This is a genomic window from Acinetobacter sp. WY4 (assembly GCF_018438165.1).
Classification (GTDB): Bacteria; Pseudomonadota; Gammaproteobacteria; order Pseudomonadales; family Moraxellaceae; genus Acinetobacter.
In genome coordinates this window covers 971,526-996,243 of the sequence record NZ_CP053947.1, presented here as the reverse complement: position 1 = coordinate 996,243, position 24,718 = coordinate 971,526, and the positions used below count along the sequence as shown (strand labels likewise).

The window sequence follows — 24,718 nt, the reverse complement described above, 5'->3', positions numbered from 1 at the left end:
ATTTGGCACAAGCATAGTTTGCAGCGACTAAAATGCAAATTTAAAATAATACTTGCTCTCATCAACTTTGCTGATATGGCGCATAGGGTTTTCTGAAATCAGATATTGTTCAATTTCAGGAAAAGGGCCAAAACCAGAAGCGACATTGACATGACCGACTGCGCCCAGATTGATCGGTTTGATTTTCCAAGCTTGGGCCAGTATGTGCGCATCTTCAAAACTTAACCAGGGATCATTTTCACTGATCAATAACGTGGTGGGCACCTGAAGCTTGAGCTGTTGAAAATAGGTGCTGTAGTCAGTCTGACTGTCGCGCGAAAAACCATTTTCCCCAAATCGTGCCGGATTAGCTGGTGCCACCAATAGCAGATTTTTTACTTTTGCATTGAGTTCGGGATGTTGGGCAAGGGCCGCAATACTGGTCAGACAGCCAAAGCTGTGTGCGACAATCTGAACCTCTGCTGGAATGGCTTGCAGAGTTTTGACAAATTCTGCTACCCAGATATCCAGTACCGGATGATTCCAGTCCTTTTGCTGCACACGGGAGCATCGCATCAGCCGGTGCTGTAAGCAGGTTTGCCAGTGGTTGTATTCACTGCCACCTACACCAGGAACGATAAGCGTATGAATCATGTCGATGCTCCTATATCAATCAGCTTGGAAAATTATTTCGCGCTGTTGGCTTTAACGATCTGGTCAAATACACCACCATTTTCAAAGTGAGCCTTTTGTACTTTGTTCCAGCCGCCAAATTCCTGATCAACCGTCACCAGTTTTAATGGCTTAAATACTTGGCTGTATTTGGCCAGTACTTTGGCATTACGTGGACGATAATAATGTTTACCTGCCAGGTCTTGACCCAATGGCGAATACAGGAAGTTCAAATAACCTTGAGCCAAGTGCTGGTTGCCTTTTTTCTTGGCATTTTTTTCTACAATCGCCACCGGTGGCTCAGCCAGAATCGACAGAGAAGGGGTAATAATTTCAAACTTGCCCGGCTGTTCGCGAAGGGCTAAATGCGCTTCGTTTTCCCATGCGAGTAAAACATCCCCAATGCCACGTTCAGCAAAGGTCGTGGTTGAACCACGTGCCCCGGAATCCAGAACTTTGGTATTTTTATAAATTTTACGAACAAATTCTTGCGCAGTCTTATCGTTGCCGCCCGCCTGATGTTTGGCCCAAGCCCAAGCCGCCAGATAATTCCAGCGTGCACCGCCTGAAGTTTTCGGGTTTGGGGTAATGATTGCTACGCCCGGTTTGACCAGATCACCCCAGTCCTTAATCTCTTTCGGATTGCCTTTACGCACCAGGAACACGATGGTTGAAGTATAAGGCGTCGAGTTTTGCGGCAATTTCTTTTGCCAGTCCGCAGGTAACAGTTTAGCTTTTTCTGCCAGCACATCAATATCGGCAGCCAATGCTAACGTTACGATATCTGCATCCAGACCATCAATCACGGCACGTGCCTGTTTGCCTGAACCGCCATGCGATTGCTTGAAATTGATTTTTTGACCGGTACGGCTTTCCCAATATTTGCCAAAATTCTTATTTACATCTTCATAGAGTTCACGGGTCGGATCATAGGATACATTGAGAAAATCACGTGCTGCTGCACCAAATGAGGTTGCGGAGATAACAGCTGCTAAAACCCCAAGTTTTAATGTGTTTGAAATGCTCATCTGGACTGAATCTCTGATATGTTCTGTAACATAAGCGCAGAATAAACTTATTCTTTATGCATAAAAAATAATTAAAAATGAATTTTATATGAAAAAAAGAGATAAATAAGCTCTTAAGTGTTTGAAATAAGAATGGCCTTATGAATAAAGGCCATAATGAACTGCATTTAAAGTATTATTTTGCGTGATTGGCTTTGACAATCTGATCAAACACACCGCCATTGTCAAAATGCTGTTTCTGAACCTTGGTCCAGCCACCAAATTCTTTATCAATGGTGACCAGTTTTAAGGACTTGAATACGGTACTGTATTGCTTTAATACATTCGCATTACGTGGACGGTAAAAGTTTTTCGCCGCCACAGTCTGTCCAGCAGGTGAATAGAGGTAATTTAAATAGGCTTTGGCCAGATGTTCATTACCATCTTTCTTGGCATTTTTTTCTACGATTGCCACGGGTGGTTCAGCCAGAATAGACAGAGAAGGAGTAATGATTTCAAATTTTCCCGGCTGTTCGCGGACGGCCAAATGTGCTTCATTTTCCCAAGCCAGTAATACATCCCCAATCCCGCGTTCAGCGAAAGTCGTGGTAGCACCACGTGCACCCGAATCCAGTACTTTGGTTTGTTTGTAGATTTGACGGACAAAGTCTTGTGCTTTGGCATCATTGCCACCTTTCTGGTGTTTGGCCCACGCCCAGGCAGCCAGATAATTCCAGCGTGCACCACCTGAAGTTTTTGGGTTCGGGGTAATAATGTCTACGCCTGGTTTAACCAGATCTCCCCAGTCTTTGATTCCTTTTGGATTGCCTTTACGTACAAGAAAAACGATGGTTGAAGTATAGGGTGTCGAATTCTGCGGGAATTTCTTTTGCCAGTCTTTAGGCAGCAAACCACGTTCTGCAATTTCATCAATATCTGCTGCCAGTGCCAGTGTTACAACATCGGCATCCAGTCCGTCAATCACGGCACGTGCCTGTTTGCCTGAACCGCCATGTGACTGTTTATAGTTAATATCCTGACCGGTGGTTTTTTTCCAGTATGCGCTGAATTCCTTATTGAAATTGTCATATAATTCACGAGTCGGGTCATATGAAACGTTTAGGAAATCTTTTGCAGAGACACTAAAAGCGCTTGCTGATACCAGTGCTGCCAATATCCCAACTTTTAATTTACGAATGCTCATTTTTTCCTCAAGTTTTTTAGCTTTTGTTAGATGAGGCAAGAATAGCTTGAGTTTTTTTGCATAAAAAATAATTAAAAAAGAATTGGATGTGAGTAAAAGAGATATATAGGTGAAGCCTGGATATTACTGCTCAATTTATATTTTAGAGACCGTAAAAATATGCTGTATTTAAAAAATGCCCAACGTGTCAGTCATATAGAGGTGCTGGATCGTGGCTTTCATTATGGTGATGGTTGTTTTACTACGGCCCGGATTCGACATAACCGGATTGAATTGTATGATCGTCATTTGACACGTTTGCAAAACAGCAATCAGAGCTTAAGCCTGAATGCCAATCTTGATCTGATTGCAGAAAGCTTACAGATTTTACGTGCATCAGAACATGAACTGAATGGCACATTGAAAATCGTGCTGAGTCGTGGAATTGGTCAGCGCGGTTATAGCTTGCCGGATCATCCTGCAGATCTCTGGCTATTTTATTATCCTCAAACCGTACAGGATTTTAAGTTTGAGCAGATTCAAAGTGGCATTTTACAGCAGGCATTAGGACTGACGATGCCGAGTCTGGTAGGGCTAAAAACCTTAAACCGTCTAGAGCAGGTTTTGCTGAAACAGGAAGCAGATCAAAGCGGCTGGCCTGAGGCCCTGGTGAAAGATGTACAGGGCGGTGTTGTCGAAGGGGTAAGCAGTAATTGTTTCATTCGTATAAACAATACATGGATTACGCCGGAACTTCGTTATAATGGCGTCTTCGGTGTCATGCGTGCAGAAATTCTACAACGTATGCAAGATCAGGGAATTAGCTGTCAGCAACGCTGTATCGATATGGATGAAATCAACCATATTCAAAGCCTGTTTTTCTGCAATGCACTCAGCCCGATGAAAATTGTCACGCAATTTGAGCAGCGAACCTTGGATGGCGATGCTTGTATTGAAATTTTTAACCGTCTTCGATTGAACCAGATGTCTTAATATGTCAGCTTCCAAACCTAAAGCCAAAAAGAAAAATAAAGCGAGATTCTCCTCATCTTTCAAAGGAATTGCCTTGGTCCTGATGGGGATTGCTTTGATCTTGGCGTTGATCCTGAAAAGCAGTTTGTGGAAGGAGTATCCTGTCGAAGGAAAAAAACAGCTGCTCGCGATTGAATCTGGTCAAACCTATTCCGGTTTTATTGATCGTCTGGCCAAAGAAAATCAGGTGAGTTTTCCGATCATTCTCAAGCTGTATCAGCGCATCATGATTCATGACAGCATGAAAGCGGGCGTGTATGAAGTGCGCCAGGGCATGAGCATCCGTCAGGTCTTGGAGATGATTTCCGATGCAGACAATGCCCAGATGAGCCGGATTCTGGTGATTGAAGGAACGACTTTTAAGCAACTGATTGATGCCCTGAAGAAAAATGATCTGGTCACCAAAGAAGTGCTGCATCTGCCTACTGAGCAATTACTCAAAGAACTGAATATTCCGTTTTCACATCCTGAAGGGCTGTTTGCACCGGATACTTATTTCTTTGCCAAAGGTGAAACTGACCGTAAAATTCTGACCAATCTTTATCAGCGCCAGATGAAAGCACTGGATGAGGCGTGGGCGAAACGTGCAACTGATCTGCCGTATCAGAATAAATATGACGCGCTGATCATGGCCTCAATCATTGAAAAAGAGACCAGTGTAGATCGTGAATTGGAACAGGTTTCTGGGGTATTTGTACGCCGTTTAAAAATTGGCATGCGTTTACAGACCGATCCAACAGTGATTTACGGAATGGGCGATAATTATAATGGCAATATTACCCGTAAAGATTTACGCACACCGACGCCGTATAATACCTATACTATTTCAGGTTTGCCGCCAACGCCAATTGCGTTGCCAAGCAAGAAAGCCATTGAAGCAGCCATGCATCCGGATAATTCTGACAACCTGTATTTTGTCGCTACCGGTAATGGTGGACATAAGTTCACGAGCAATCTTAATGACCACAATAAAGCCGTACAGGAATATCTGACGATTTTACGCTCGAAAAATAAGGAATGAGTATGTTTATTAGCTTTGAAGGCACAGAAGGTGTAGGTAAAACCACGCTCATTCGTTCGATCTATGAAGATTTTATCGCACAGGGTAAGGACGTTATTCTCACCCGAGAACCGGGGGGAACACCAATGGCCGAGCAGATTCGCTCGCTGTTGCTAGCTGTGAACCATGAAGAAACCATGGCACATGATACCGAGCTGTTATTGATGTATGCGGCGCGTGCCCAGCATCTGGCACAAGTGATTCTGCCCGCATTAGCAGCCGGGAAAATTGTCCTGTGTGACCGTTTTAGCGATGCCAGCTTTGCCTATCAATGTGCAGGTCGGGGTCTGAGCGAAACCAAGTTGCAGTTACTGAATGACCACTTTGTCGCACGCATGCCGGACATTACTTTCTGGTTAGAAGCGCCTATTGAATTGGGGATGAACCGAGCACGTGAACGTGGTGCGCTGGATCGCTTTGAACAGGAAAAAGTCACTTTCTTTGAGAAAGTGAGAGCGGGATATGAAACTTTATGGCAACGTCATCCTGAACGGATCAAACGTCTGGATGCAACTCAAACGCCTGAGCAGGTATTTGAGCAGGCCTTAAGTTATTTAAAATAAGCTTGGAATTAAAATACTTTTTATTTAATTTTTCTCTAGGTTTATCTATGAAGAATCTTCTATATTAAGGCTGATATAGAAGATTTTTTTAATAAGATGAAAACGACCAAAACAGAGATAGAACAATTTTTACAACAAGAATTTCCACAAAGCCTGGAGAAGTGCCGAATTGAGAAGGTTTCGCCGCGTGGAGCCACTCTGCTTTATCAGGTGAGATCAGAGGAATTGCGTCCAGGCGGCACAGTTTCTGGCCCAACCATGATGACCTTGGCGGATTTTGCTCTTTATGTCGCCATTCTGGGTGAAATTGGATTGGTCGGTTTGGCTGTCACGACCAATCTGAATATCAACTTCTTACGTAAACCTTCAGGTGGGACAGATATACGGGGAGAGTGTAAGCTGATCAAGGTCGGCAAGGCACTGATCGTGGGAGAAGTCTGGATTTATTCGATAGATCATGAAGAACCTGTGGCGCATGTGACCGGAACATATTCAATTCCACCACAACGTTAGATGTTTGAAAGTTAGATGACCACTCTAAATAGCCTAAGATACCTTTGAGCAGATAAAAATCTAAAAAGAAAAGGAGATATCACCCAAGGATGTTATCTCCATCTACTTTTAACAATTCACCAAAGGTGTTTCCACTTCAAAATTTGGTGGGACGAGGACTGTTTTGCGTAGTTCTGGTAGCAGCTCTGGATAATCCAGGGTGAAATGCAGACCGCGAGATTCTTTGCGGTGCATGGCACAGCGTACAATCATCTCGGACACCAGCACCAGATTACGTAACTCGATCAGATTTTTGCTGACCTGGTAATCCTGATAATACTCGGTAATTTCTTTTTTCAGCATTTCAATCCGATGTAGTGCACGTTCCAAGCGTTTGGTGGTGCGGACAATGCCCACATAGTTCCACATGGTCTGACGTAGCTCATCCCAGTTTTGCAGAATCACCACATCTTCATCCGGGTTGGTCACCTGAGAATCATCCCAAGATGGGACTGCAGGAGCTGGCTGATCGGCCTTGAAATTTTCCTGAATGTGCTTGGCTGCACTCATTCCATAGACAAAACATTCTAAAAGTGAGTTACTGGCCATACGGTTAGCACCATGCAGGCCAGTATAAGAGGTTTCCCCAATTGCATAGAGTCCAGCAATATCAGTCTGACTGTTTTCATCGACCACGACGCCACCGCAAGTGTAATGGGCTGCCGGAACGACTGGAATCATGTCTTTGGTAATATCGATCCCTAGTTCAAGCAAACGGGCATACAGAGTCGGGAAATGCTCTTTGACAAAGCTTTCATCTTTATGGGTAATGTCCAGCCAGACATGACGAATACCGAGACGCTTGATTTCATAGTCGATGGCACGTGCCACAATATCACGCGGTGCGAGTTCGGCGCGTTCGTCAAAACGCAGCATAAAGCGTTCACCATCAGGCAGGCGCAGATAAGCGCCTTCGCCACGCATTGCTTCAGTAATTAGGAAAGAACGTGCTTGTGGATGATAAAGGCAGGTGGGGTGAAACTGGTTAAATTCCATGTTGGCGACCCGGCAGCCGGCACGATAAGCCATGGCAATACCATCACCCGTGGCAATGTCGGGATTTGAGGTGTAAAGATAAGCTTTCATAGCACCGCCACAGGCAAGGGCGGTAAATGGAGCCAAGAAGGTATGCACTTTTTCAGTTGTTTCATCCAGGGCATATAAACCCAGCGCACGATTATCGCCGTCTAAACCGAGCTTTTGTGAACAGATCAGGTCAATCGCAATATAATTTTCAAAGATTTTAATATTCTGTTTTTCTTGGGCCCGTTGTACCAAGGTGGTGGAAATGGCACGACCAGTCGCATCGGCCGCATGAATAATTCGGCGCTGTGAATGACCACCTTCACGGGTGAGATGTAACTGTTCCTGTTCATCCAGAGTAAATTGCACGCCGTGTTTCAGCAGGAAATCAACTGAAGGTTTGCCACCTTCTACCGTCTGTTTAACCGCATCCATTTCACATAGCTGTGCGCCTGCAATCATCGTGTCATCAATATGCTGTTCAATTGAGTCCATTTCATCCAATACTGCGGCCACGCCGCCTTGAGCATAAAAGGTACTGGCATCTGTCAGGGTGGATTTCGCTAAGACTGCAATATTAAAATGATCTGGGAGCGATAAGGCTAAACTTAAACCAGCACCGCCACTGCCCACAATAATGACGTCAAATTGATGGGTAAGGGATAAATTAGACATGTCCATCAGCTAATTTTAAAAAAGTTTGGTAATAACAGCGCTTTTTTGTACAAAAGGCAAGCGTTGAAGTGTTCATTTATTGATGAAAAAAATTAATCAAAGCCTTAACTTAATGCTTTAATAATGAGATATTGCCCAGAATAAAGTATTGAAACATATTATTACTTAAACTTTACAGTGTTTGTGATAAAACCTATTTACATAAATTTATCAATAATTTGAGTGAATAATTTATATGAAAATTCTAGACTTAAAAAAAGGATTATTTGCAGCCACTCTCACCATGAGTGCTGCACAGTTGCAGGCTGTAACGCCGGTTGATTTTTCAAATCTGGTCGAGCAGGTCAGTCCTGCAGTGGTCAGTGTCAATGTCGTTAAAAAAATGAGCGAAGAAGAGCTCTTACAACAACAAGTGCCGGAAATTCTGCGCCGCTTTTTTGGCAATCAGGTGATTATTCCGCAGCAGCGTATGCCACAGGAAAAAACCGGTTATGGCAGTGCATTCTTTATCAGCAAGGATGGCTATCTGCTGACCAATCATCATGTGGTTGAAGATGCTTCCAAAGTCACCATTACCCTGAATGACCGTCGGGAAATTGATGCCACTGTTGTTGGGAGTGATGCACGAACTGACGTAGCTTTGCTTAAAGTTAATGGCTCGAATTTTCCAGAATTACGGACAGGGGATGTAGGACGCTTACGTGTTGGTGAGCCTGTACTCGCAATTGGTTCGCCATTTGGTTTTGATTATTCAGCTTCTGCCGGAATTGTCAGTGCCAAAATGCGTAATATGATGGGTGAAACTGCAGTACCTTTCATCCAGACAGATGTAGCATTGAACCCGGGTAACTCAGGTGGCCCTCTGTTTAACCAGCGTGGTGAAGTAGTCGGTGTCAACTCACGGATCTTTAGTGGAACCGGTGGGTATATGGGCTTATCCTTTTCGATTCCGATTGATGTGGCAATGGAAGTTGCAGATCAACTGAAGAAGAATGGTAAAGTGACCCGCTCTTATCTGGGCGTAAGTTTACAGGATATCGACCGTAACCTGGCCGAATCTTATAACTTACCTAAACCAGAAGGTTCTCTGGTAACTCAGGTTGCACCAAACTCTCCGGCTGCACGTGCAGGTCTGCGTGCCAGTGATGTCATCTTGAAATACAACGGTACCCCAATTTCACGTACCAGTGAACTGTTGAACTATCTGAACCGTACTGCACCTCAGCAGCAGGTACAACTTGAAATCTTGCGTGATGATAAACGTCGTAGTATTGCAGCGACTTTAAGTGCGGCACCAGATGATACTCCGGCAAAAGCAGGCACACAGGCTCAACCAAACAAAGGACCAGTGATCGGGGTTTCAATTCGTGACTTAAGTCCAGCAGAGTTGGCGAGTCTGGAAATCAAAGGCGGTGTGGTGATTCAGGATGTACGTCCGGGTGGTATTGCAGCACAGGCACGAATCATGCCGAATGATGTGATCACTCAAATTAATAACCAGACAGTACTGAATTCAAATCAGTTTGTGCAGGAGGTGTCTGAACTGAAAAAGGGTAGCATCGCGCGCGTGACTTTGATTCGTCAGGGGCAGCTTGCGGTGGTCGGGATGCGTATCTCATAAAATTGCTAGATTTTTGTGAAAGACCGCTTGTATAAGCGGTTTTTTATTTTTTGCAATTTACCCCAGCGATAAATTCGGTAGACTCTATAGCCTTAAAATCATGGAAAGGATAACAGCAAAGTGAGTGGTATTTTTGATCTTTCTTTAAAGGTACAAGCCAAACATATTGATGGTTTGGGTCATGTGAACAATGTGGTCTATGTGCAATGGATGCAGGATGTCGCATCAGCTCATATTGAAAAACTGGGCTTGGGACTCAAGCAATATGTAGAGCTGAAACATGCCATGGTCGCAGTTGAACATCAGGTGCAATATCGCAAGGCAGCTTTTGAAGGAGACGAGATTATTCTGCGCACTTGGCTGAATGATATCAATGCCCTGTATTCCTTTAGACAATACGCATTTTATCGACCACAGGATCAGACCCTGTTGTTTAACGGCAGTACGCAATGGGCTTGTATCGAAATGGCCACGGGGCGTCCAAAACGTATGTCACCAACTTTTACTCAGGCTTATCAGCCACTTTCAGAGCATGTAAATCCTTTTGACTTTTCAACTTTACATCTGGATTAATGAGGCAACATTTTCCAGTTTGATCAGTACACTTTGATAATATTGAGGAAGAAGTGGAGCTGGGGAGCTATTTTCTAATCATGGTGATCCAGATTTCATCTGACTGAGGTGTACGCGACCTAGGGAATAAAGGAAAAAATATAATTCTTTTTCTAGATCACCATTCTGCTATAATCCTTCGCAATTTCTATTCGGCTTTTGTTATGTAATATTTTTAAATTACATAGCGTGTTTTTTCTCAAGGTAACCCATGGCGCAAGCTAAAAAATCTGTTGATATTAAAAACATTCGTAACTTCTCGATTATTGCGCACATTGACCACGGTAAATCGACCCTAGCGGATCGCTTTATTCAAACTTGTGGCGGCTTGCAAGATCGTGAAATGCAGGCTCAAGTCCTTGACTCAATGGAGCTTGAGCGCGAACGTGGGATTACCATTAAAGCCACTTCGGTAACCTTGTACTATACGCATCCCAACGGTCAAGAGTATCAGTTGAACTTTATTGATACACCGGGACACGTCGACTTCTCGTATGAAGTCTCACGCTCCCTTGCTGCCTGTGAAGGTGCCTTGCTGGTTGTAGATGCTGCGCAGGGCGTAGAAGCACAGTCTGTTGCTAACTGCTATACCGCAATTGAACAAGGTCTGGAAGTACTTCCGGTACTGAACAAGATCGACTTGCCGCAAGCTGAACCTGAACGTGTCATTCAGGAAATTGAAGACATTATCGGGATTGAAGCCACAGAAGCGCCGACCTGTTCTGCAAAAACAGGTTTAGGTATTGAAGGTGTGCTTGAAACACTGGTCAATGTAATTCCTGCACCTGAGGGTGATCGCGAAGCGCCATTACAAGCGCTGATTGTGGATTCATGGTTTGATAACTACCTTGGTGTAGTTTCTCTGGTTCGGGTCAAGCAGGGTCGAGTGCGTAAAGGCGACAAGATGTTGATCAAATCAACTGGTCAAACGCATATTATTACTTCTGTAGGTATCTTTAACCCGAAACATACTGAAACCGGTATGCTGGAAGCGGGTGAAGTTGGTTTTGTCATTGCCGGTATCAAAGATATTTTCGGTGCGCCAGTCGGTGATACGATTACCTTGGCAACCACACCTGAAGTGGCAACATTGCCGGGCTTTAAAAAGGTGAAACCACAGGTTTATGCTGGTCTATTCCCGATTGATGCCAGCGATTTTGAACCTTTCCGTGAAGCATTGCACAAGCTGCAAATCAATGACTCGGCTTTGTTCTTTGAACCTGAAAGTTCAGATGCGCTCGGTTTTGGTTTCCGCTGTGGTTTCTTGGGCATGCTGCACATGGAAATCGTACAGGAGCGTCTGGAACGCGAGTATGATCTTGACCTGATTTCTTCTGCGCCAACCGTAATTTATGAAGCGGTGATGAAGAATGGTCAGACGATTTATATCGACAGTCCATCCAAAATGCCGGATGGTTCAACGGTTGAAGATTTACGTGAACCGATTGCTGAGTGTCATATTCTGGTACCGCAAGAATACTTGGGTAACGTCATGACGTTATGTGTTGAGCGCCGTGGTGTGCAAAAAGACATGAAGTTTATGGCGAATCAGGTTTCCATTACTTTCGAAATTCCAATGGCCGAAGTGGTCATGGACTTCTTTGATAAATTGAAGTCTTGTTCACGTGGTTTTGCATCACTGGACTATAACTTTGTCCGTTTTGAAAGCTCATCTTTAGTCAAAGTAGATGTCTTGATCAATGGGGAAAAAGTCGATGCCTTGGCGATGATCTGTCACCGTAATGATGCACGTCATCGTGGTATTGCACTGGTTGAAAAAATGAAAGACCTGATTCCACGTCAAATGTTTGATGTCGCGATTCAGGCGGCAATTGGTGCGCAAATCATTGCACGTTCGACTGTAAAAGCGATGCGTAAAAACGTATTGGCGAAGTGTTATGGTGGTGACGTGTCACGTAAGAAAAAACTTCTATCTAAACAGAAAGAAGGTAAGAAACGCATGAAACAGGTGGGTAGCGTAGAAATCCCGCAAGAAGCGTTCTTAGCTGTATTAAAAGTCGAACGCTAAAATAATAAGGATATAAGCCCATGGATTTTGATTTTAATTTAATTCTTGTTCCTGCGACCCTGTTTTTTGTCGCAGTGTGGTTGCTAGACAAGTTTGTTTTGAAGCAAAGACAAACCCGAGGCAAAGGCCATGAGAATTTCATTATCACCTGGGCTTATGACTTTTGGCCGGTACTGGCCATCGTGCTGGTACTGCGTTCGTTTTTATATGAACCTTTTAATATTCCGTCCGATTCGATGGTGCCGACGCTGGAAACCGGCGATTTTATTCTGGTGAATAAATTTGACTATGGCATCAAACTGCCTATGGTCAATACCAAAATTATTGATACCGGCAGCCCGGAACGTGGTGATGTAGCGGTATTCCGTTATCCACCGCAACCGACCATCAGTTATATCAAGCGTATTGTCGGCTTGCCAGGCGATCATATTGTTTATGATCATGGCCAGTTGAGCATTAATGGTGAAAAAGTGGCGAAAGTTCCAGTAGAATTTAGCCGCGAAAAAGACCGTTTAGATACTCCAAATGCCATTTATCATAAAGAAACCTTGGGTGAGCATACCTTTACCATGCGTGAGCTGGAAGGTGTGAATGTCGCTCGTCAGGCACCTTTTATTAACTATCTGGAAAATGGTAAATATTCAGGTGAAAATGGTTTATATTGGGAAGTGAAAGTGCCAGAAGGTCATTACTTTGCGATGGGGGATAATCGCGATCAGAGTGCTGACAGTCGTTTTTGGGGGCTTGTTCCGGAAGAAAACTTAACAGGTCGTGCCTTCTATATCTGGATGCATAAAGAACCTGGCTTTAAATTGCCATCGTTTGGTCGAAACGGAACAATCGATTAATTGTTTCAATAAGGAAAATAAAAATGAGACATCAACAAGGTGCTTCTTATATTGGGGTTTTATTTGCAATCGTGGGCTTTGCATTTCTTGCAAAAGTGGCGATTGCAGTGTGGGGGCCATACTTCGATGATCGTATGGTAGATGGTGAGATTGAGGCGCTGTTAAAAAGCGCTCCAGCCAATATAACGCCAGAAACATTCCGTCAACAGATGAGTCAGCGTTTAGAAATGAATAATATTCGTGATCTGAAGTTTGACGAAATTGCCAAAGTTACCAATACCGATGGTTTACAGGTGCACAAGAATTATGAAATTCGTAAAAATTTCATAATGAATATCGATTTAGTGATGAAGTTTGAGAAAGAGTTTGATCAAAGCACAGTCAAAGCTAAATGATGAACGTCTTGCCAAACGGATCGGCTATCAGTTTAAACAGGCTGATTTGCTGAAACTGGCATTGACTCATCGTTCAGTCAGTCATAAACACAACTACGAGCGCCTGGAATTTCTGGGCGATTCTCTTTTAGGGATGATCATTGCGAATTATCTTTTTAATGCCTATCCAAGCGAAAATGAAGGCCGGTTGACGCGTATGCGTGCGACCTTGGTTCGTCAGGAAGCATTAGGAAAAATCGCCAATGATTTAAAACTGAGCCAGAATTTAATTCTCAGTACCGGTGAATTGAAATCTGGCGGTCATCATCGTGAGTCTATACTGGCAGATACGGTAGAAGCTATTATTGGTGCAATCTATGTCGACTGCGGTGATCTCACTGTGCTAGAACCGATTGTGTTAAAATGGTACGAGCCATATTTAGATCATATTGAGCCGACAGATCAGCTTAAAGATCCTAAATCTCGCTTACAAGAGTATTTACAAGCACGTAAGAAACCTCTCCCAGTTTACGAGGTTGTAGATATTCAAGGTGATGCACCCAATCAGCATTTTAAAGTGGAATGCCAGATTGCGGGATTGCCGACCATGCAAGGCGAAGGCGCGAGCCGGCGTTTTGCTGAACAAGCCGTTGCGGCGGATATTTTGAAACTTTTGGAGCATAAGTCTTAATGACTACTCATTCCGATCACATTGATGCTGATCACGAGTCGCAAAGCGACAGTCACGACCTTATTAGTCAATTTTTTAGTGCACAAGGCACCGAGATCCCATCGGATTATCGTAGTGGTTTTGTTGCCATTGTAGGTCGCCCGAATGTGGGTAAATCTACCTTAATGAACCATATTCTGGGTCAAAAACTTTCGATTACCTCACGTAAACCACAAACTACACGTCATAAAATCGTGGGGATTGATTCACGTGAAAAATCTCAGGCGGTATTTGTCGATACACCGGGGATGCATAAAAAAGAAGTCCGTGCCATCAATAAAATGATGAACCGTGCGGCACATTCGGCTTTACGCGATGTGAACCTGGTTTTATTCGTAGTGGATGCACAAAAGTGGACGCCAAATGATGACCTGGTTCTGGAAAAGCTGAAAAATGCTGAAATGCCAGTGATTCTGGTGATCAACAAGCTCGATACTTTTGAAAACAAGAACGAAGCTTTGCCGCTGATTCGTGAACGCGAAAAGCTGATGAACTTTGCGGAAATCGTACCGGTATCTGCGCTTCGTGGTGCCAATCTTGAACATTTACGTGACACGATTGCCAAGTATCTTCCGTTCCAGCCACCACTATACTCACTGGATCAACTGACCGATCGTTCAGAGCGTTTCCTGGCGTCTGAAATTATCCGTGAAAAGATCATGCGTCAGCTGGGTGAAGAGCTTCCATACGATTTGACCGTTCAGATCGAATCATTCAAAACTGAAGAGCCGGTCTTGAATGAAAAAACGGGTCGTATGAAAGCTGCCTGTACCTATATTGATGCCACGATTTTTGTCGATCGTCCGAGCCAAAAAGCCATTGTGATTGGCGAGAAAGGTGTCAAACTGAAGAAAATCGGTATGGATGCGCGTCTCGACATGGAAAAAATGTTCGAACAGAAAATCATGTTAACCCTTTGGGTGAAAGTCAAAGGTGGCTGGTCTGATGATGAACGTGCATTAAAAAGCTTAGGTTATAGTGATATCTAAGCGATAAGCTTGATAAGACCCTTCGAGGAATCTGTGATGATGAAAGTGTTGGCAGTGGTTGCATGTGTTTTATTTCTGCAAGGCTGTATTCATAAAGTGGTCACGGTTCCTGTCAAGGTGGCTTATAAAACCACAAAAGTCGCAGTGAAAGGTACAGCGGCTGTTGTGGGCGCAGTGATCCCGGATGGGGATGACGAAGAAGATGATAAAAAATCAAAAAAAGATAAGGATTAAAGTACCCGCTTATGCGTAACGAAGTACTGCATGGCTATCTGATTCATCATCGTAAGTACCGTGAACGCAGTCATATTGTGCATTTATTTACCCAAGAATATGGCAGGGTAGACGGCATTCTCAGGCAAATGCCACCACCGCAATATCAGCCCATTCGTTTGCAAGCTTCAGGTAAATCCGAACTCAAAAATTTTACTAAACTGGAAATTGTCAATCAGCCGATTTTCTTTTTTGGCGATGCCTTTTTTTCGGGTTTTTATCTGAATGAAATCCTGTTGCGGTTATGTCCTTTAGAAGTCGAAATGCCGCAAACTTTTGCCAAATATGCTGAGACCTTAACTGCATTACAGCAATTATCCGTACAATCTAATCCAAATTTATATTTAAAACAGATCTTGCGCCAGTTTGAGCATGTTTTGCTGGAAGAACTCGGTTATGGTCTGGATTTTTCGGTAGATGCCAATCAGGCGCAGATTGATCCACAACAGCACTATTATTTTCAGCTCAATGCCGGCTTTATGCCATCGGCCAAAGCCTTACGCTCCACCCTATCCGGTCAACAGATTTTAAGCATGTTGACGTATGAAAATGGTGGGGATTTTAATCCGGAACAGTTACAATTACTGACGAAACTGTATCGACAGGTGATCACGACCTTGCTTGGTGATCGACCATTAAAAAGTCGACAACTCTGGATTCAAAACTCTCAATCTCAATCGTAGTTAGGAAAAGATTATGGCTGCATTACTTGGTGTCAATATTGACCATGTCGCAACATTAAGACAAGCACGTGGTACGACGTACCCAGACCCAGTCAATGCTGCATTGATCTGCGAACAGGCAGGGGCAGAAGGCATTACCTTGCACTTGCGTGAAGACCGTCGTCACATTCAGGATGACGATGTGCATCGTATGCGTCCTGCGTTAAAAACCCGTATGAACCTTGAGTTGGCGGTAACAGATGAAATGATCGCCTTTGCCAAGGAAATCAAGCCACAGCATGTTTGTTTTGTTCCTGAAAAACGTCAGGAAGTGACCACTGAAGGTGGTCTGGATGTCGTGGGTAATTTTGATGCTGTAAAAGCCGCGACTCAAGAGCTGGAAGCCATTGGTTGTGATGTATCTTTATTTATTGATGCCGATTTTGCACAAATTGATGCAGCAGTTGCTTGTGGTGCACCGACGATTGAGATTCACACAGGCGCCTATGCCGATGCAGAAACTCCAGAAGCGCAACAAGCGGAACTGGAACGCATTGTGAAAGGTGCTGAATATGCTGCATCTAAAGGTTTGGTGGTAAATGCGGGCCATGGCTTAAATTTGGATAACGTGACGCCGATTGCTGCGATTCCACAGATTCATGAGCTCAATATCGGTCATTCTTTAATTGCGGATGCGGTATTTGTTGGTCTGGCACAAGCGGTTCAGCAAATGAAAGCCGTGATTAAGTCAGCGCGTTAAGATTAGAGTAATTATGTCGAATATTAATTATGATGAACTGATGCAGCCGGTGATTGCTTTCCTCGGTTGTGAAACACCGCAAGCATGGCTGGATATGGCGGTCGAAAATCTTGAAATCTTGATGCAAGATCATGCCAACTGTGAAAAAAAAGCAGCCAGCACGGCCATGAACCTGATGTTTCGCTATAGCTATTTTGTTGATCTACAGGTGAAGCTTGCACAGCTGGTGCGTGAAGAAATGCTGCATTATGAGCAAGTGCTTGAATTGATGAACAAGCGCGGTCAGGCTTGGCAAAACTTGAGTGCAGGGCGTTATGCCGGTGGTTTGCGTAAGGAAATCCGGACTTTTGAACCTGAAGCCTTGATTGATGTCTTGGTGATTGGTGCCTTTGTAGAAGCGCGTTCCTGTGAGCGTTTTTACGCGCTTGCTTCGCGTGTTGATGATGAATTGGCACGTTACTACCGCTACCTGCTCAAGTCCGAATCTCGCCATTTTGAAGACTATCTGGCTTTGGCGATGGATGTGGCTACCACAGCGAAACTGAAAAATCCGAAAGAGGATATTCAGGAGCGAATCCTGCATATTCGTGAAGTTGAAAAACACCTAATTCTCACGCCTGATGAAACTTTCCGTTTTCATAGCGGTGTTCCGGCTCAAGCGGCTTAATCTCGGTGACAGCTTAAAAATCCTCCATCTATGGGGGATTTTTTATATCTCGAAATTTTAAAAGAGGGGTATTTATATATCGAGTTTTATGAGGGATTGAAAATAATTATTCATTTTAAATAGTTGAAAATAACAAGCCGTCAAATTTTAAGTAATAAAAAAGCCCACTTCATGATGAGTGGGCTTTCTTGAATTTGGCTCTCCAACCTGGGCTCGAACCAGGGACCTGCGGATTAACAGTCCGTCGCTCTACCGACTGAGCTATTGGAGAATCTGAAAGCGATTATAGAGAGATTTTGACAGGGGTCAAGCAAAAATTATCATATTTATTATAAATACAGCCTGTCTGTTTTTAATTTAGGCAATTGCATAAATTTCACGAAAAATACTTGTCAGAATAAATTTCACTTGCTAGATTAAAACCATAAAGTCGTTTGACCAAATGGTCAAACAGTGTGGATTTAAACCTACTTGCCAGCACAAAAATGGCTAAACCGGAGACAGCGAATGAATACGCTCAGCATCCCTCAAATTTTCTCTCAACTGGCTTATTATCAAGAAAACTATCTGCAAATTATTGCTGATCCTGCACAGTATTATATCCCGGTTAAAGACGCTCATATCACGCTATGGCCCTTGGCGCAAAAATCACTTTATTTAGGTGATTTGCTGCAATTATGGTTTGCAGAAAAATGGTTGGTAGAAACTGAACGTCAATTTAACTTTGAAGTTTTCCTGAATGCAGACTATCTGAAAGAGCAAGACAAAGATCTTTATATCTATGCCATTTCTGGGAATCTTTTGACGGGAACCAATCAGTCTAAAGCGTGGCAAGCCTCAATAACACAAACACAAGATGTGGAATTAGCCAATGTTTCCAAGCATTATTTTGAGTTTCAAGGCTTAACTCGACCACGCTTGTCATTTGTTGAAGCGGGGCAGGCGAAAAGCAGTATTATTTAAATGAATTACCTGATGAGGTGCAGGCTAGCAATTTCATTCAGTCCGAATAATCATACAGGTCGCAGTGGCATGAGCATACAGGCGACCTTCTTCATCCAGAATCTGACCTTCAGAAATACCTAAATTTTTACTGAGATTAATTGATTTTCCTACGGCTTTCAGTGGCTGATTCTGAGGTATGGGGCGGCACATCTTTACATTCAGATCAATGGTGCCATAACCGACACCTGCTTCAAGTAAAGTATGAATCGCGCAGCCTGTCACGGTATCCAAAACGGTTGCAGCAAAACCACCATGGACGCCGCCAAGCGGATTTAAATGTCGATGATCAGCTTTTACCTTAAATTCTACATGTCCGCTTTTAATCACTGCTGGTTGCATCGACATGGTTTCGCTAATACTTGGGGCCGGGATTTTTTCATCACGCATCGCTTCCAGTAATGCTAAACCGCTCATTTCTTTTGGGTTCATTGTAATTTTCCTGTCATTATTCTTGAGTTGTTGAGATTTAATTCAAAATTGTGACATCGATAATAGCAATCTGGTATAGGAATGGCGGATTATTTTGTAAGAAGTACATTGCCTGCACCTGAGTAATGTCATTTTTATAAAAAATAAGAAATAGAATGAGTTATGGCAGGATACTTGTATACATTTCTAATGAAATATCTCAGATCTAAATAATCTGCCAAAAAACGAATCTTATAAAAGAATTAAAAATCGAGTGATAGGGTAATGAAAAAGTTTCTGCATCTTTGGGTGCCTATTTTTCTCAGTAATGCCATTATTATGCTCAGTAGTTTGTTCGACGTGATTTTTCTATCACATTTTTCACCTCAGCATGTGGCTGCATTGGCAGTCTGTTTGTCTGTTTATTCTTTGTGCTTTGTGACGGGTATTGGGGTGTTACAGGGCATGATGCAAGAGCTGGCAGAAGCCAATGGACGTCAGGATTATGCGGATATACAGCGTATTGTGAAGCAAAGTATTTTGATTGTACTGGTGATTTCTGCTGTTGCGATGTACCTGTTTAATCATGCAACTCCTTTACTTCATTTTTTAAAGGCAGATGCGGCCTTACAGGCATTGATTGTGTCATGTCTGTGGCTGTTGGCTTGGACGATTCCAGCGCATTTATTGTTGCGTATTTTATATATTTTAACCCAAGCCTGTGGGCAGGCTAAGCGCGTGTTCTACGCCAATATGATCTATTTATTACTCAAAGTGGCTTCGGCTTATGTCTTGATTTATGGCATTGAGGGTTATGTTACAAGCTATGGGGTTGAAGGTGCATTCATGGCACATATGATTGTGCAGTGGGTACTGTTGTTTGTTTACTATTTTTTCTTCCTTGAGCAGAAGTTAAAGATCCAGTGGTCTGGTGTTTTCTTTCACTGGCAGACTTTGTTGAAAATTTTAAAAATTGGATTGCCCAATGCGGTGGTGACTTTTGTGGATGTATTTGCCATCAGCGCGATTGCTTTGCTGATCTTGCCTTTGGGTGACATTGTAGTGAATGCACATCAGGTGATGCTTGGTTTATTGGGCTTGATGTTTATGTTGCCGATGTCGATGGCATCCGCCTTCGGTATTTTGGTGTCGACTAAAATCGGTGCGGAGCAGATTGATGCTGCATGGCAACTCAGTAAGCGGGCACTGATGGCTGTGATGCTAATAGCTATCGTTGTCGTGTTGACTATTTGGGGCTTAGATAGTTGAATTGCAAGGTTATTTAGCAATGATGCGCAGGTGATTGCATTAGCCTTGGCATTGATCTTGTTAATGTGTTGGATGCATATCTTTGATGCGCTACTGGTGATTAATTTGGCAATGCTACGTTGCTGGCGTGAAATTGTCAGACCAATGTTTATTTTTATCAGTACGGTGTTGGTCGTGGGCTTAGGGGGTAGTTGGTATGTGGCGTATCATCCAATGACACTGTTCAATTGGCAAAGCAATGCATTGGGGATTCATGGTTTTTGGTGGATGTTGAGTATTGCGTACACGATTGCAGCAAGTCTATGTTTTGTTTGTTTACTCATGAAATACTTGAGCTATAAGCGAATACGGCTCACTGTTTAATACATGTTGAAGAACATAAAAAAACCCGCGAAATTCGCGGGTTTTTTTATCTAGCAAGCTAGATTATTTTGCAGCTTTTTCAGCTTCGATTGAAGCAATCGCAGCATCAACGCCTTCGATAGAATCAGCAGCTTTTTTGATACGTGCAAGTGCATCAACAAGTACTTCGTCAGCCGTTGCGTAAGAGATACGCATGAAACCGCCAAGACCGAATGCATCACCAGGAACCACTGCAACACCAGTTTCTTCCAGTAACCATGCAGAGAATTCTGTGCAAGACTTAAGACCTTTGGCACGAATCAACGGTTTGATGTTGGCATATGCATAGAATGCACCATCAGCAGGCAAGCAAGAAATACCGTGAATGTCATTCAAGCCTTTCACAACTAGGTCATGGCGACGTTTGAATGCTTCAATCATTGGCTCAAGTACATCTTGAGGACCATTCAAGGCAGCTTCAGCAGCAACTTGCGAAATTGAAGTTGGGTTTGAAGTTGACTGAGATTGGATCTTTTTCATTGCACCAATAAGTTTAGCAGGGCCCGCTGCGTAGCCGATACGCCAGCCAGTCATTGCATAGGCTTTAGATACACCGTTTAATACGATAGTACGGTCATAAAGGTCTGGTGCAACTGTTGCGATGTTGTAGAACTCGTCATCCCAACGGATTGGTTCGTACATATCATCAGATGCGATAAATACTTCTGGGTATTTACGCAGTACGTCAGCCAGCGCTTCAAGCTCAGCTTTAGTGTAGATCATACCTGTAGGGTTAGACGGGCTGTTCAATACTACTAGACGTGTTTTTTCAGTGATTGCAGCTTCTAATTGTTCAGGGGTGATTTTGAAACGTTGTTCTTCACCACATTTCACAATAACAGGAACACCTTCAGCGATGATCACCATATCCGGGTAGCTTACCCAGAATGGTGCAGGGATGATGACTTCATCACCTTTGTTTAACAAAGCAAGGGCCAAGTTAAAGAATGATTGCTTACCACCACAAGAAACCAGAATCTGGTTTGCTGCATAGTCTAGGTTATTGTCGCGTTTGAATTTAGCAATAATGGCTTTTTTAAGACCTGGCGTACCGTCAACAGCGGTGTATTTGGTGAAACCGTTGTTAATCGCTGCAATTGCTGCATCTTTGATGTGTTGAGGGGTATCAAAATCTGGTTCACCTGCGCCCAAACCAATCACGTTATGACCTGCAGCTTTTAATTCAGCAGCTTTGTTGGTCACAGCAAGCGTTGGGGACGGTTTGATGGCATTTACACGATCAGAGAGACGTACGTCCACGGCAGTATTCCTTCTTATAGGGATTAAAAAATAAAAAGCACATTATCTTAGCTTAAAATGCGAGGCATGGGGCAAAAGAATTTAGAAAACTTTAAGGAAAAAATGGTGTATTGACCGAACTTTATCTTGAATTTCGATGCGCTGAGAACACACTAGGAGAGACTTTTTACATCTCGGTCATGCATATGGATGCATGAAATATAAAATAAAAATGGCCACTTTAAAGTGACCATTTTGTGTTGCTGATGTTGTGGTTATGCGCTAAAGCGTGACAAATCTTCGTCCGGGCGTGCTGTTAAAATTTCCGCGCCGGTTTTAGTCACTAGAATTGTATGTTCATATTGTGCTGACAATGAGTGATCTTTGGTGACCACTGTCCATTTATCACCGAGTAATTTGGTTTTCCAGTCACCGCCATTGACCATTGGTTCAATGGTAAAGGTCATACCTTCTTCAAGCACCATGCCAGTATCTGGTTGACCATAATGCAGCACTTGCGGTTCGTCATGGAAAGTTGTACCAATACCGTGACCACAATATTCACGTACCACGCCAAAACGCTCGGATTCAACATACTGCTGAATGGCATGACCAATATCGCCAATGGTTGAACCTGGTTTTACAGTTTCAATACCCCGGTACATGGCTTCTTGCGCTACCTTACATAGACGGTTGGCAAGGATCGTGGTTTCACCACCCACGATGTACATCATGTTGGTGTCACCATGATAGCCATCTTTAATCACGGTCACATCAATGTTCAGGATGTCGCCTTTTTTCAATTTTTTACTGTCTGATGGAATGCCGTGACACACTACGTGGTTCACAGAAGTACAAATAGTATGTTGGAAGGCAGGTCGACCCGGTGCAGCGCCATAGCCTAAGCATGCTGGAATCGCCTGTTGTTGATTGACAATATAGTCATGACAAATCGTATCAAGTTCCAGAGTGGTGACACCCGGAACAATATGCGGTTTGATCATATCCAAAACTTCTGCCGCCAGTCGCCCTGCCACACGCATTTTTTCAATTTCGTCAGGGGTTTTGATGAGTCGACGTGGAGCTTGGTAAGTGTTGTTCATGATCTCTAAAAACTTTTGGAAATTTGTGTATGACTATGGTATAAATAGCCGCCCATTTTATCAAATGCTTTTTCGTGAATAAATTTCACGGGCTTTGTGCGATGAGGCAAAAAAATCCGCACATATATCGACACATTACTCTGGGTGCCCTTTAGGGTGGAGAATGCGGGTATATGGAGGCCTAACCCAAACTTTAAGGTAAAGAAAATGGCAGATTACAACGTAAGCATGCGCGACCTTCTTCAAGCTGGCGCGCACTTTGGTCACCAAACTCGTTTCTGGAATCCAAAGATGCGTGATTACATCTTTGGTGCGCGTAACAAAATTCACATCATCAACCTTGAGCACACTGTTCCTGCGTTAAATGATGCTTTGAACTTTGCTAACAACTTGGCTAGCAAAAAGAACAAAGTTTTGTTCGTTGGTACTAAACGTGCAGCTTCTGCAATCATCCGTGAACAAGCTCAACGCGCTGGTCAACCATATGTAGATCACCGCTGGTTAGGTGGTATGTTGACGAACTGGAAAACACTTCGCCAATCTATCAACCGTTTAAAAGACCTTCAAACTCAATCTCAAGACGGTACTTTCGCTAAGCTGACTAAACGTGAAGCTCTAGAGCGTACTCGTGAGATGGAAAAACTTGAGCGTGGCTTAGGCGGCGTTAAAAACATGGGTGGTTTACCTGACGCATTATTCGTAATCGACGTTGATCACGAAGCGATTGCAATCAAAGAAGCGAAGAACCTTGGTATTCCTGTAATCGGTATCGTTGATACAAACTCTAACCCAGACAACGTAGACTACGTTATCCCGGGTAACGATGATGCGATCCGTGCAGTAACACTTTATGCTTCTGCTATGGCTGATGCGATTCTTGCTGGTAAAGAATATGCTCAATCACAAGCAAATGCACAAGCTAAAGCAGAAGAAGCTCCAGCTTCTGAGGCTTAATGCGTTTGACGCTAGCTTGTCATTTTTGCGACATGTGATGGTGGCAAAGTAAGCGTTATGTATGCAGGCGGCCCATGAGAACTCCTCTGGGCCGTTTCTGTTCTAAAAAGAATTCATTTTCTACCGAATTTAGGAGATAAACATGACTGCAGTTACAGCAAGCATGGTTAAAGAATTGCGCGATCGTACTGGTCTTGCAATGATGGAATGTAAAAAAGCTTTGACAGAAGCGGGCGGCGACGTTGAACTAGCGATCGATAACCTACGTAAATCTGGTCAAGCTAAAGCTGCTAAAAAAGCAGGTAACATTGCTGCTGACGGCGCAATCACAATTGCTCAAGACGGCAACAAAGCACTTCTTCTAGAAGTTAACTGTCAAACTGACTTCGTTGCAAAAGACGAAAACTTTGCTGGTTTCTCTGCGAAAGTTGCTGCTGCTGCACTTGCTGCAAACGTAACTGATCCTGCTCAAATCGCTGAATTGAAACTAGAAGATGGTGCAACTGTTGAAGAAGCGCGTATCGCTCTTGTTCAAAAGATCGGTGAAAACATCCAAGTACGTCGTGCGAAAATTGTTGAAGGCGAAAACCTTGCAGTTTACAAACACGGTCTTAAAATCGGTGTTGTTGTTTCTTACACTGGTGATGAAGCTACAGGTAAAGGCTTGGCAATGCACGTTGCTGCGTTCAACCCAGTTGCTGTAAATGCTGAAGGCGTTTCTGCTGAGCTTATCGCGAAAGAGAAAGAAATTGCTGAAGCGAAAGCACTTGAATCTGGCAAGCCAGCAAATATCGTTGAGAAGATGGTTGTAGGTTCTGTTGAGAAATACTTGAATGAAGTTGTGCTTGAGCGTCAAATGTACGTAATCGACAACGATAAGAAAGTTGCAGACGTTCTTAAAGCAACTGGTACTACAGTTGCAAACTTCGTTCGTTTCGAAGTTGGTGAAGGCATTGAGAAAAAAGCAGAAATGAGCTTCGCTGAAGAAGTTGCTGCTGCTCAAGCTGCTGCAAAATAATTCCTTAGG

At 43.4% G+C, this 24,718-nt stretch carries 27 protein-coding genes and 1 tRNA gene; 20 read left to right on the top strand and 8 right to left on the bottom strand.

The window, feature by feature from the left end; translation table 11 throughout:
• Positions 1-27: 27 nt before the first annotated feature.
• The 3 genes from G4D73_RS04675 to G4D73_RS04665 all read right to left on the bottom strand — a co-directional run bounded on the left by G4D73_RS04675 (position 28) and on the right by G4D73_RS04665 (position 2,862).
• Positions 28-633: an RBBP9/YdeN family alpha/beta hydrolase gene (locus tag G4D73_RS04675; RefSeq protein ID WP_213687494.1), complete on the bottom strand. Its 606-nt coding sequence runs from the start codon at positions 631-633 to the stop codon at positions 28-30.
• A gap of 32 nt (positions 634-665) precedes the next feature.
• Positions 666-1,679, bottom strand: coding sequence for a sulfate ABC transporter substrate-binding protein (locus G4D73_RS04670; protein WP_004731673.1), 1,014 nt, complete (start codon positions 1,677-1,679; stop codon positions 666-668).
• Between the two features lie 175 nt (positions 1,680-1,854).
• Positions 1,855-2,862, bottom strand: coding sequence for a sulfate ABC transporter substrate-binding protein (locus G4D73_RS04665; protein WP_213687493.1), 1,008 nt, complete (start codon positions 2,860-2,862; stop codon positions 1,855-1,857).
• 159 nt (positions 2,863-3,021) lie between these two features.
• On the opposite strand from G4D73_RS04665, the gene pabC reads away from it, so the two are divergent.
• From pabC to G4D73_RS04645, 4 genes are all read left to right on the top strand, one after another.
• Positions 3,022-3,834, top strand: coding sequence for an aminodeoxychorismate lyase (pabC, locus tag G4D73_RS04660; protein WP_213687492.1), 813 nt, complete (start codon positions 3,022-3,024; stop codon positions 3,832-3,834).
• Position 3,835: 1 nt separating this feature from the next.
• Positions 3,836-4,894, top strand: a complete 1,059-nt coding sequence (gene mltG, locus G4D73_RS04655) for an endolytic transglycosylase MltG (protein WP_005247523.1) — start codon at positions 3,836-3,838, stop codon at positions 4,892-4,894.
• A 2-nt stretch (positions 4,895-4,896) separates the two neighbouring features.
• Positions 4,897-5,496: a dTMP kinase gene (gene tmk / locus G4D73_RS04650; protein ID WP_213687491.1), complete on the top strand. Its 600-nt coding sequence runs from the start codon at positions 4,897-4,899 to the stop codon at positions 5,494-5,496.
• 96 nt (positions 5,497-5,592) lie between these two features.
• Complete coding sequence (locus G4D73_RS04645) at positions 5,593-6,009, top strand: PaaI family thioesterase (protein ID WP_114540887.1); 417 nt, start codon at positions 5,593-5,595, stop codon at positions 6,007-6,009.
• Positions 6,010-6,117: 108 nt separating this feature from the next.
• Here G4D73_RS04645 and nadB read toward each other — a convergent pair whose 3' ends face one another.
• Positions 6,118-7,752, bottom strand: a complete 1,635-nt coding sequence (gene nadB, locus G4D73_RS04640) for an L-aspartate oxidase (protein ID WP_180086189.1) — start codon at positions 7,750-7,752, stop codon at positions 6,118-6,120.
• 229 nt (positions 7,753-7,981) lie between these two features.
• Between nadB and G4D73_RS04635 the strand changes: the two genes are divergently transcribed.
• From G4D73_RS04635 to G4D73_RS04585, 11 genes are all read left to right on the top strand, one after another.
• The gene (locus tag G4D73_RS04635) at positions 7,982-9,367 is read left to right on the top strand and encodes a Do family serine endopeptidase (protein WP_005247518.1); all 1,386 of its coding nucleotides are present in this window, start codon (positions 7,982-7,984) and stop codon (positions 9,365-9,367) included.
• Positions 9,368-9,487: 120 nt separating this feature from the next.
• Positions 9,488-9,940 (top strand): acyl-CoA thioesterase, encoded by a 453-nt coding sequence (locus tag G4D73_RS04630; protein ID WP_004645622.1) that lies wholly within the window; start codon positions 9,488-9,490, stop codon positions 9,938-9,940.
• A 250-nt stretch (positions 9,941-10,190) separates the two neighbouring features.
• On the top strand, positions 10,191-12,008 hold the full coding sequence (lepA, locus tag G4D73_RS04625) for a translation elongation factor 4 (RefSeq protein ID WP_004279065.1): 1,818 nt from the start codon (positions 10,191-10,193) through the stop codon (positions 12,006-12,008).
• 20 nt (positions 12,009-12,028) lie between these two features.
• Positions 12,029-12,856, top strand: coding sequence for a signal peptidase I (lepB, locus tag G4D73_RS04620; RefSeq protein ID WP_004279064.1), 828 nt, complete (start codon positions 12,029-12,031; stop codon positions 12,854-12,856).
• A gap of 23 nt (positions 12,857-12,879) precedes the next feature.
• The gene (locus tag G4D73_RS04615; protein ID WP_005103798.1) at positions 12,880-13,251 is read left to right on the top strand and encodes a DUF4845 domain-containing protein; all 372 of its coding nucleotides are present in this window, start codon (positions 12,880-12,882) and stop codon (positions 13,249-13,251) included.
• On the top strand, positions 13,223-13,921 hold the full coding sequence (gene rnc / locus G4D73_RS04610) for a ribonuclease III (protein WP_004279062.1): 699 nt from the start codon (positions 13,223-13,225) through the stop codon (positions 13,919-13,921). The genes G4D73_RS04615 and rnc overlap by 29 nt, the downstream gene beginning before the upstream one ends.
• Positions 13,921-14,949 (top strand): GTPase Era, encoded by a 1,029-nt coding sequence (gene era / locus G4D73_RS04605; protein ID WP_004279061.1) that lies wholly within the window; start codon positions 13,921-13,923, stop codon positions 14,947-14,949. Before rnc ends, era begins: the two co-directional genes overlap by 1 nt.
• Positions 14,950-14,985: 36 nt before the next feature.
• Positions 14,986-15,183: an NF038104 family lipoprotein gene (locus tag G4D73_RS04600; RefSeq protein WP_004645619.1), complete on the top strand. Its 198-nt coding sequence runs from the start codon at positions 14,986-14,988 to the stop codon at positions 15,181-15,183.
• An 11-nt stretch (positions 15,184-15,194) separates the two neighbouring features.
• Positions 15,195-15,905 carry a DNA repair protein RecO gene (gene recO / locus G4D73_RS04595; RefSeq protein WP_213687490.1) on the top strand — a complete coding sequence of 237 codons (711 nt, stop codon included), beginning with the start codon at positions 15,195-15,197 and terminating at the stop codon, positions 15,903-15,905.
• A 13-nt stretch (positions 15,906-15,918) separates the two neighbouring features.
• A complete protein-coding gene (gene pdxJ, locus G4D73_RS04590; protein WP_213687489.1) occupies positions 15,919-16,644 on the top strand; it encodes a pyridoxine 5'-phosphate synthase in 726 nt (241 codons plus the stop codon).
• A 13-nt stretch (positions 16,645-16,657) separates the two neighbouring features.
• Complete coding sequence (locus tag G4D73_RS04585) at positions 16,658-17,311, top strand: tRNA-(ms[2]io[6]A)-hydroxylase (RefSeq protein ID WP_213687488.1); 654 nt, start codon at positions 16,658-16,660, stop codon at positions 17,309-17,311.
• A gap of 195 nt (positions 17,312-17,506) precedes the next feature.
• Here G4D73_RS04585 and G4D73_RS04580 read toward each other — a convergent pair.
• Positions 17,507-17,582, bottom strand: a tRNA-Asn gene (locus G4D73_RS04580).
• Between the two features lie 236 nt (positions 17,583-17,818).
• Between G4D73_RS04580 and G4D73_RS04575 the strand changes: the two genes are divergently transcribed.
• Complete coding sequence (locus G4D73_RS04575; RefSeq protein WP_005103793.1) at positions 17,819-18,274, top strand: hypothetical protein; 456 nt, start codon at positions 17,819-17,821, stop codon at positions 18,272-18,274.
• 33 nt (positions 18,275-18,307) lie between these two features.
• Here G4D73_RS04575 and G4D73_RS04570 read toward each other — a convergent pair whose 3' ends face one another.
• Positions 18,308-18,745, bottom strand: coding sequence for a PaaI family thioesterase (locus G4D73_RS04570; protein WP_005265764.1), 438 nt, complete (start codon positions 18,743-18,745; stop codon positions 18,308-18,310).
• A gap of 264 nt (positions 18,746-19,009) precedes the next feature.
• Between G4D73_RS04570 and G4D73_RS04565 the strand changes: the two genes are divergently transcribed.
• On the top strand, positions 19,010-19,993 hold the full coding sequence (locus G4D73_RS04565) for an MATE family efflux transporter (protein ID WP_228305189.1): 984 nt from the start codon (positions 19,010-19,012) through the stop codon (positions 19,991-19,993).
• A 30-nt stretch (positions 19,994-20,023) separates the two neighbouring features.
• Positions 20,024-20,356, top strand: coding sequence for a hypothetical protein (locus tag G4D73_RS15485; protein WP_228305188.1), 333 nt, complete (start codon positions 20,024-20,026; stop codon positions 20,354-20,356).
• 63 nt (positions 20,357-20,419) lie between these two features.
• On the opposite strand, the gene G4D73_RS04560 is transcribed toward G4D73_RS15485, so the two are convergent.
• Together G4D73_RS04560 and map are read right to left on the bottom strand one after the other, a co-directional pair.
• Positions 20,420-21,655, bottom strand: coding sequence for a pyridoxal phosphate-dependent aminotransferase (locus G4D73_RS04560; RefSeq protein ID WP_213687487.1), 1,236 nt, complete (start codon positions 21,653-21,655; stop codon positions 20,420-20,422).
• Positions 21,656-21,909: 254 nt separating this feature from the next.
• Positions 21,910-22,737, bottom strand: a complete 828-nt coding sequence (gene map, locus G4D73_RS04555) for a type I methionyl aminopeptidase (protein WP_114540898.1) — start codon at positions 22,735-22,737, stop codon at positions 21,910-21,912.
• A 207-nt stretch (positions 22,738-22,944) separates the two neighbouring features.
• On the opposite strand from map, the gene rpsB reads away from it, so the two are divergent.
• Together rpsB and tsf are read left to right on the top strand one after the other, a co-directional pair.
• Positions 22,945-23,691 carry a 30S ribosomal protein S2 gene (gene rpsB / locus G4D73_RS04550; protein WP_004279050.1) on the top strand — a complete coding sequence of 249 codons (747 nt, stop codon included), beginning with the start codon at positions 22,945-22,947 and terminating at the stop codon, positions 23,689-23,691.
• A 142-nt stretch (positions 23,692-23,833) separates the two neighbouring features.
• Complete coding sequence (gene tsf / locus G4D73_RS04545; protein ID WP_004279049.1) at positions 23,834-24,709, top strand: translation elongation factor Ts; 876 nt, start codon at positions 23,834-23,836, stop codon at positions 24,707-24,709.
• Positions 24,710-24,718: the final 9 nt, after the last annotated feature.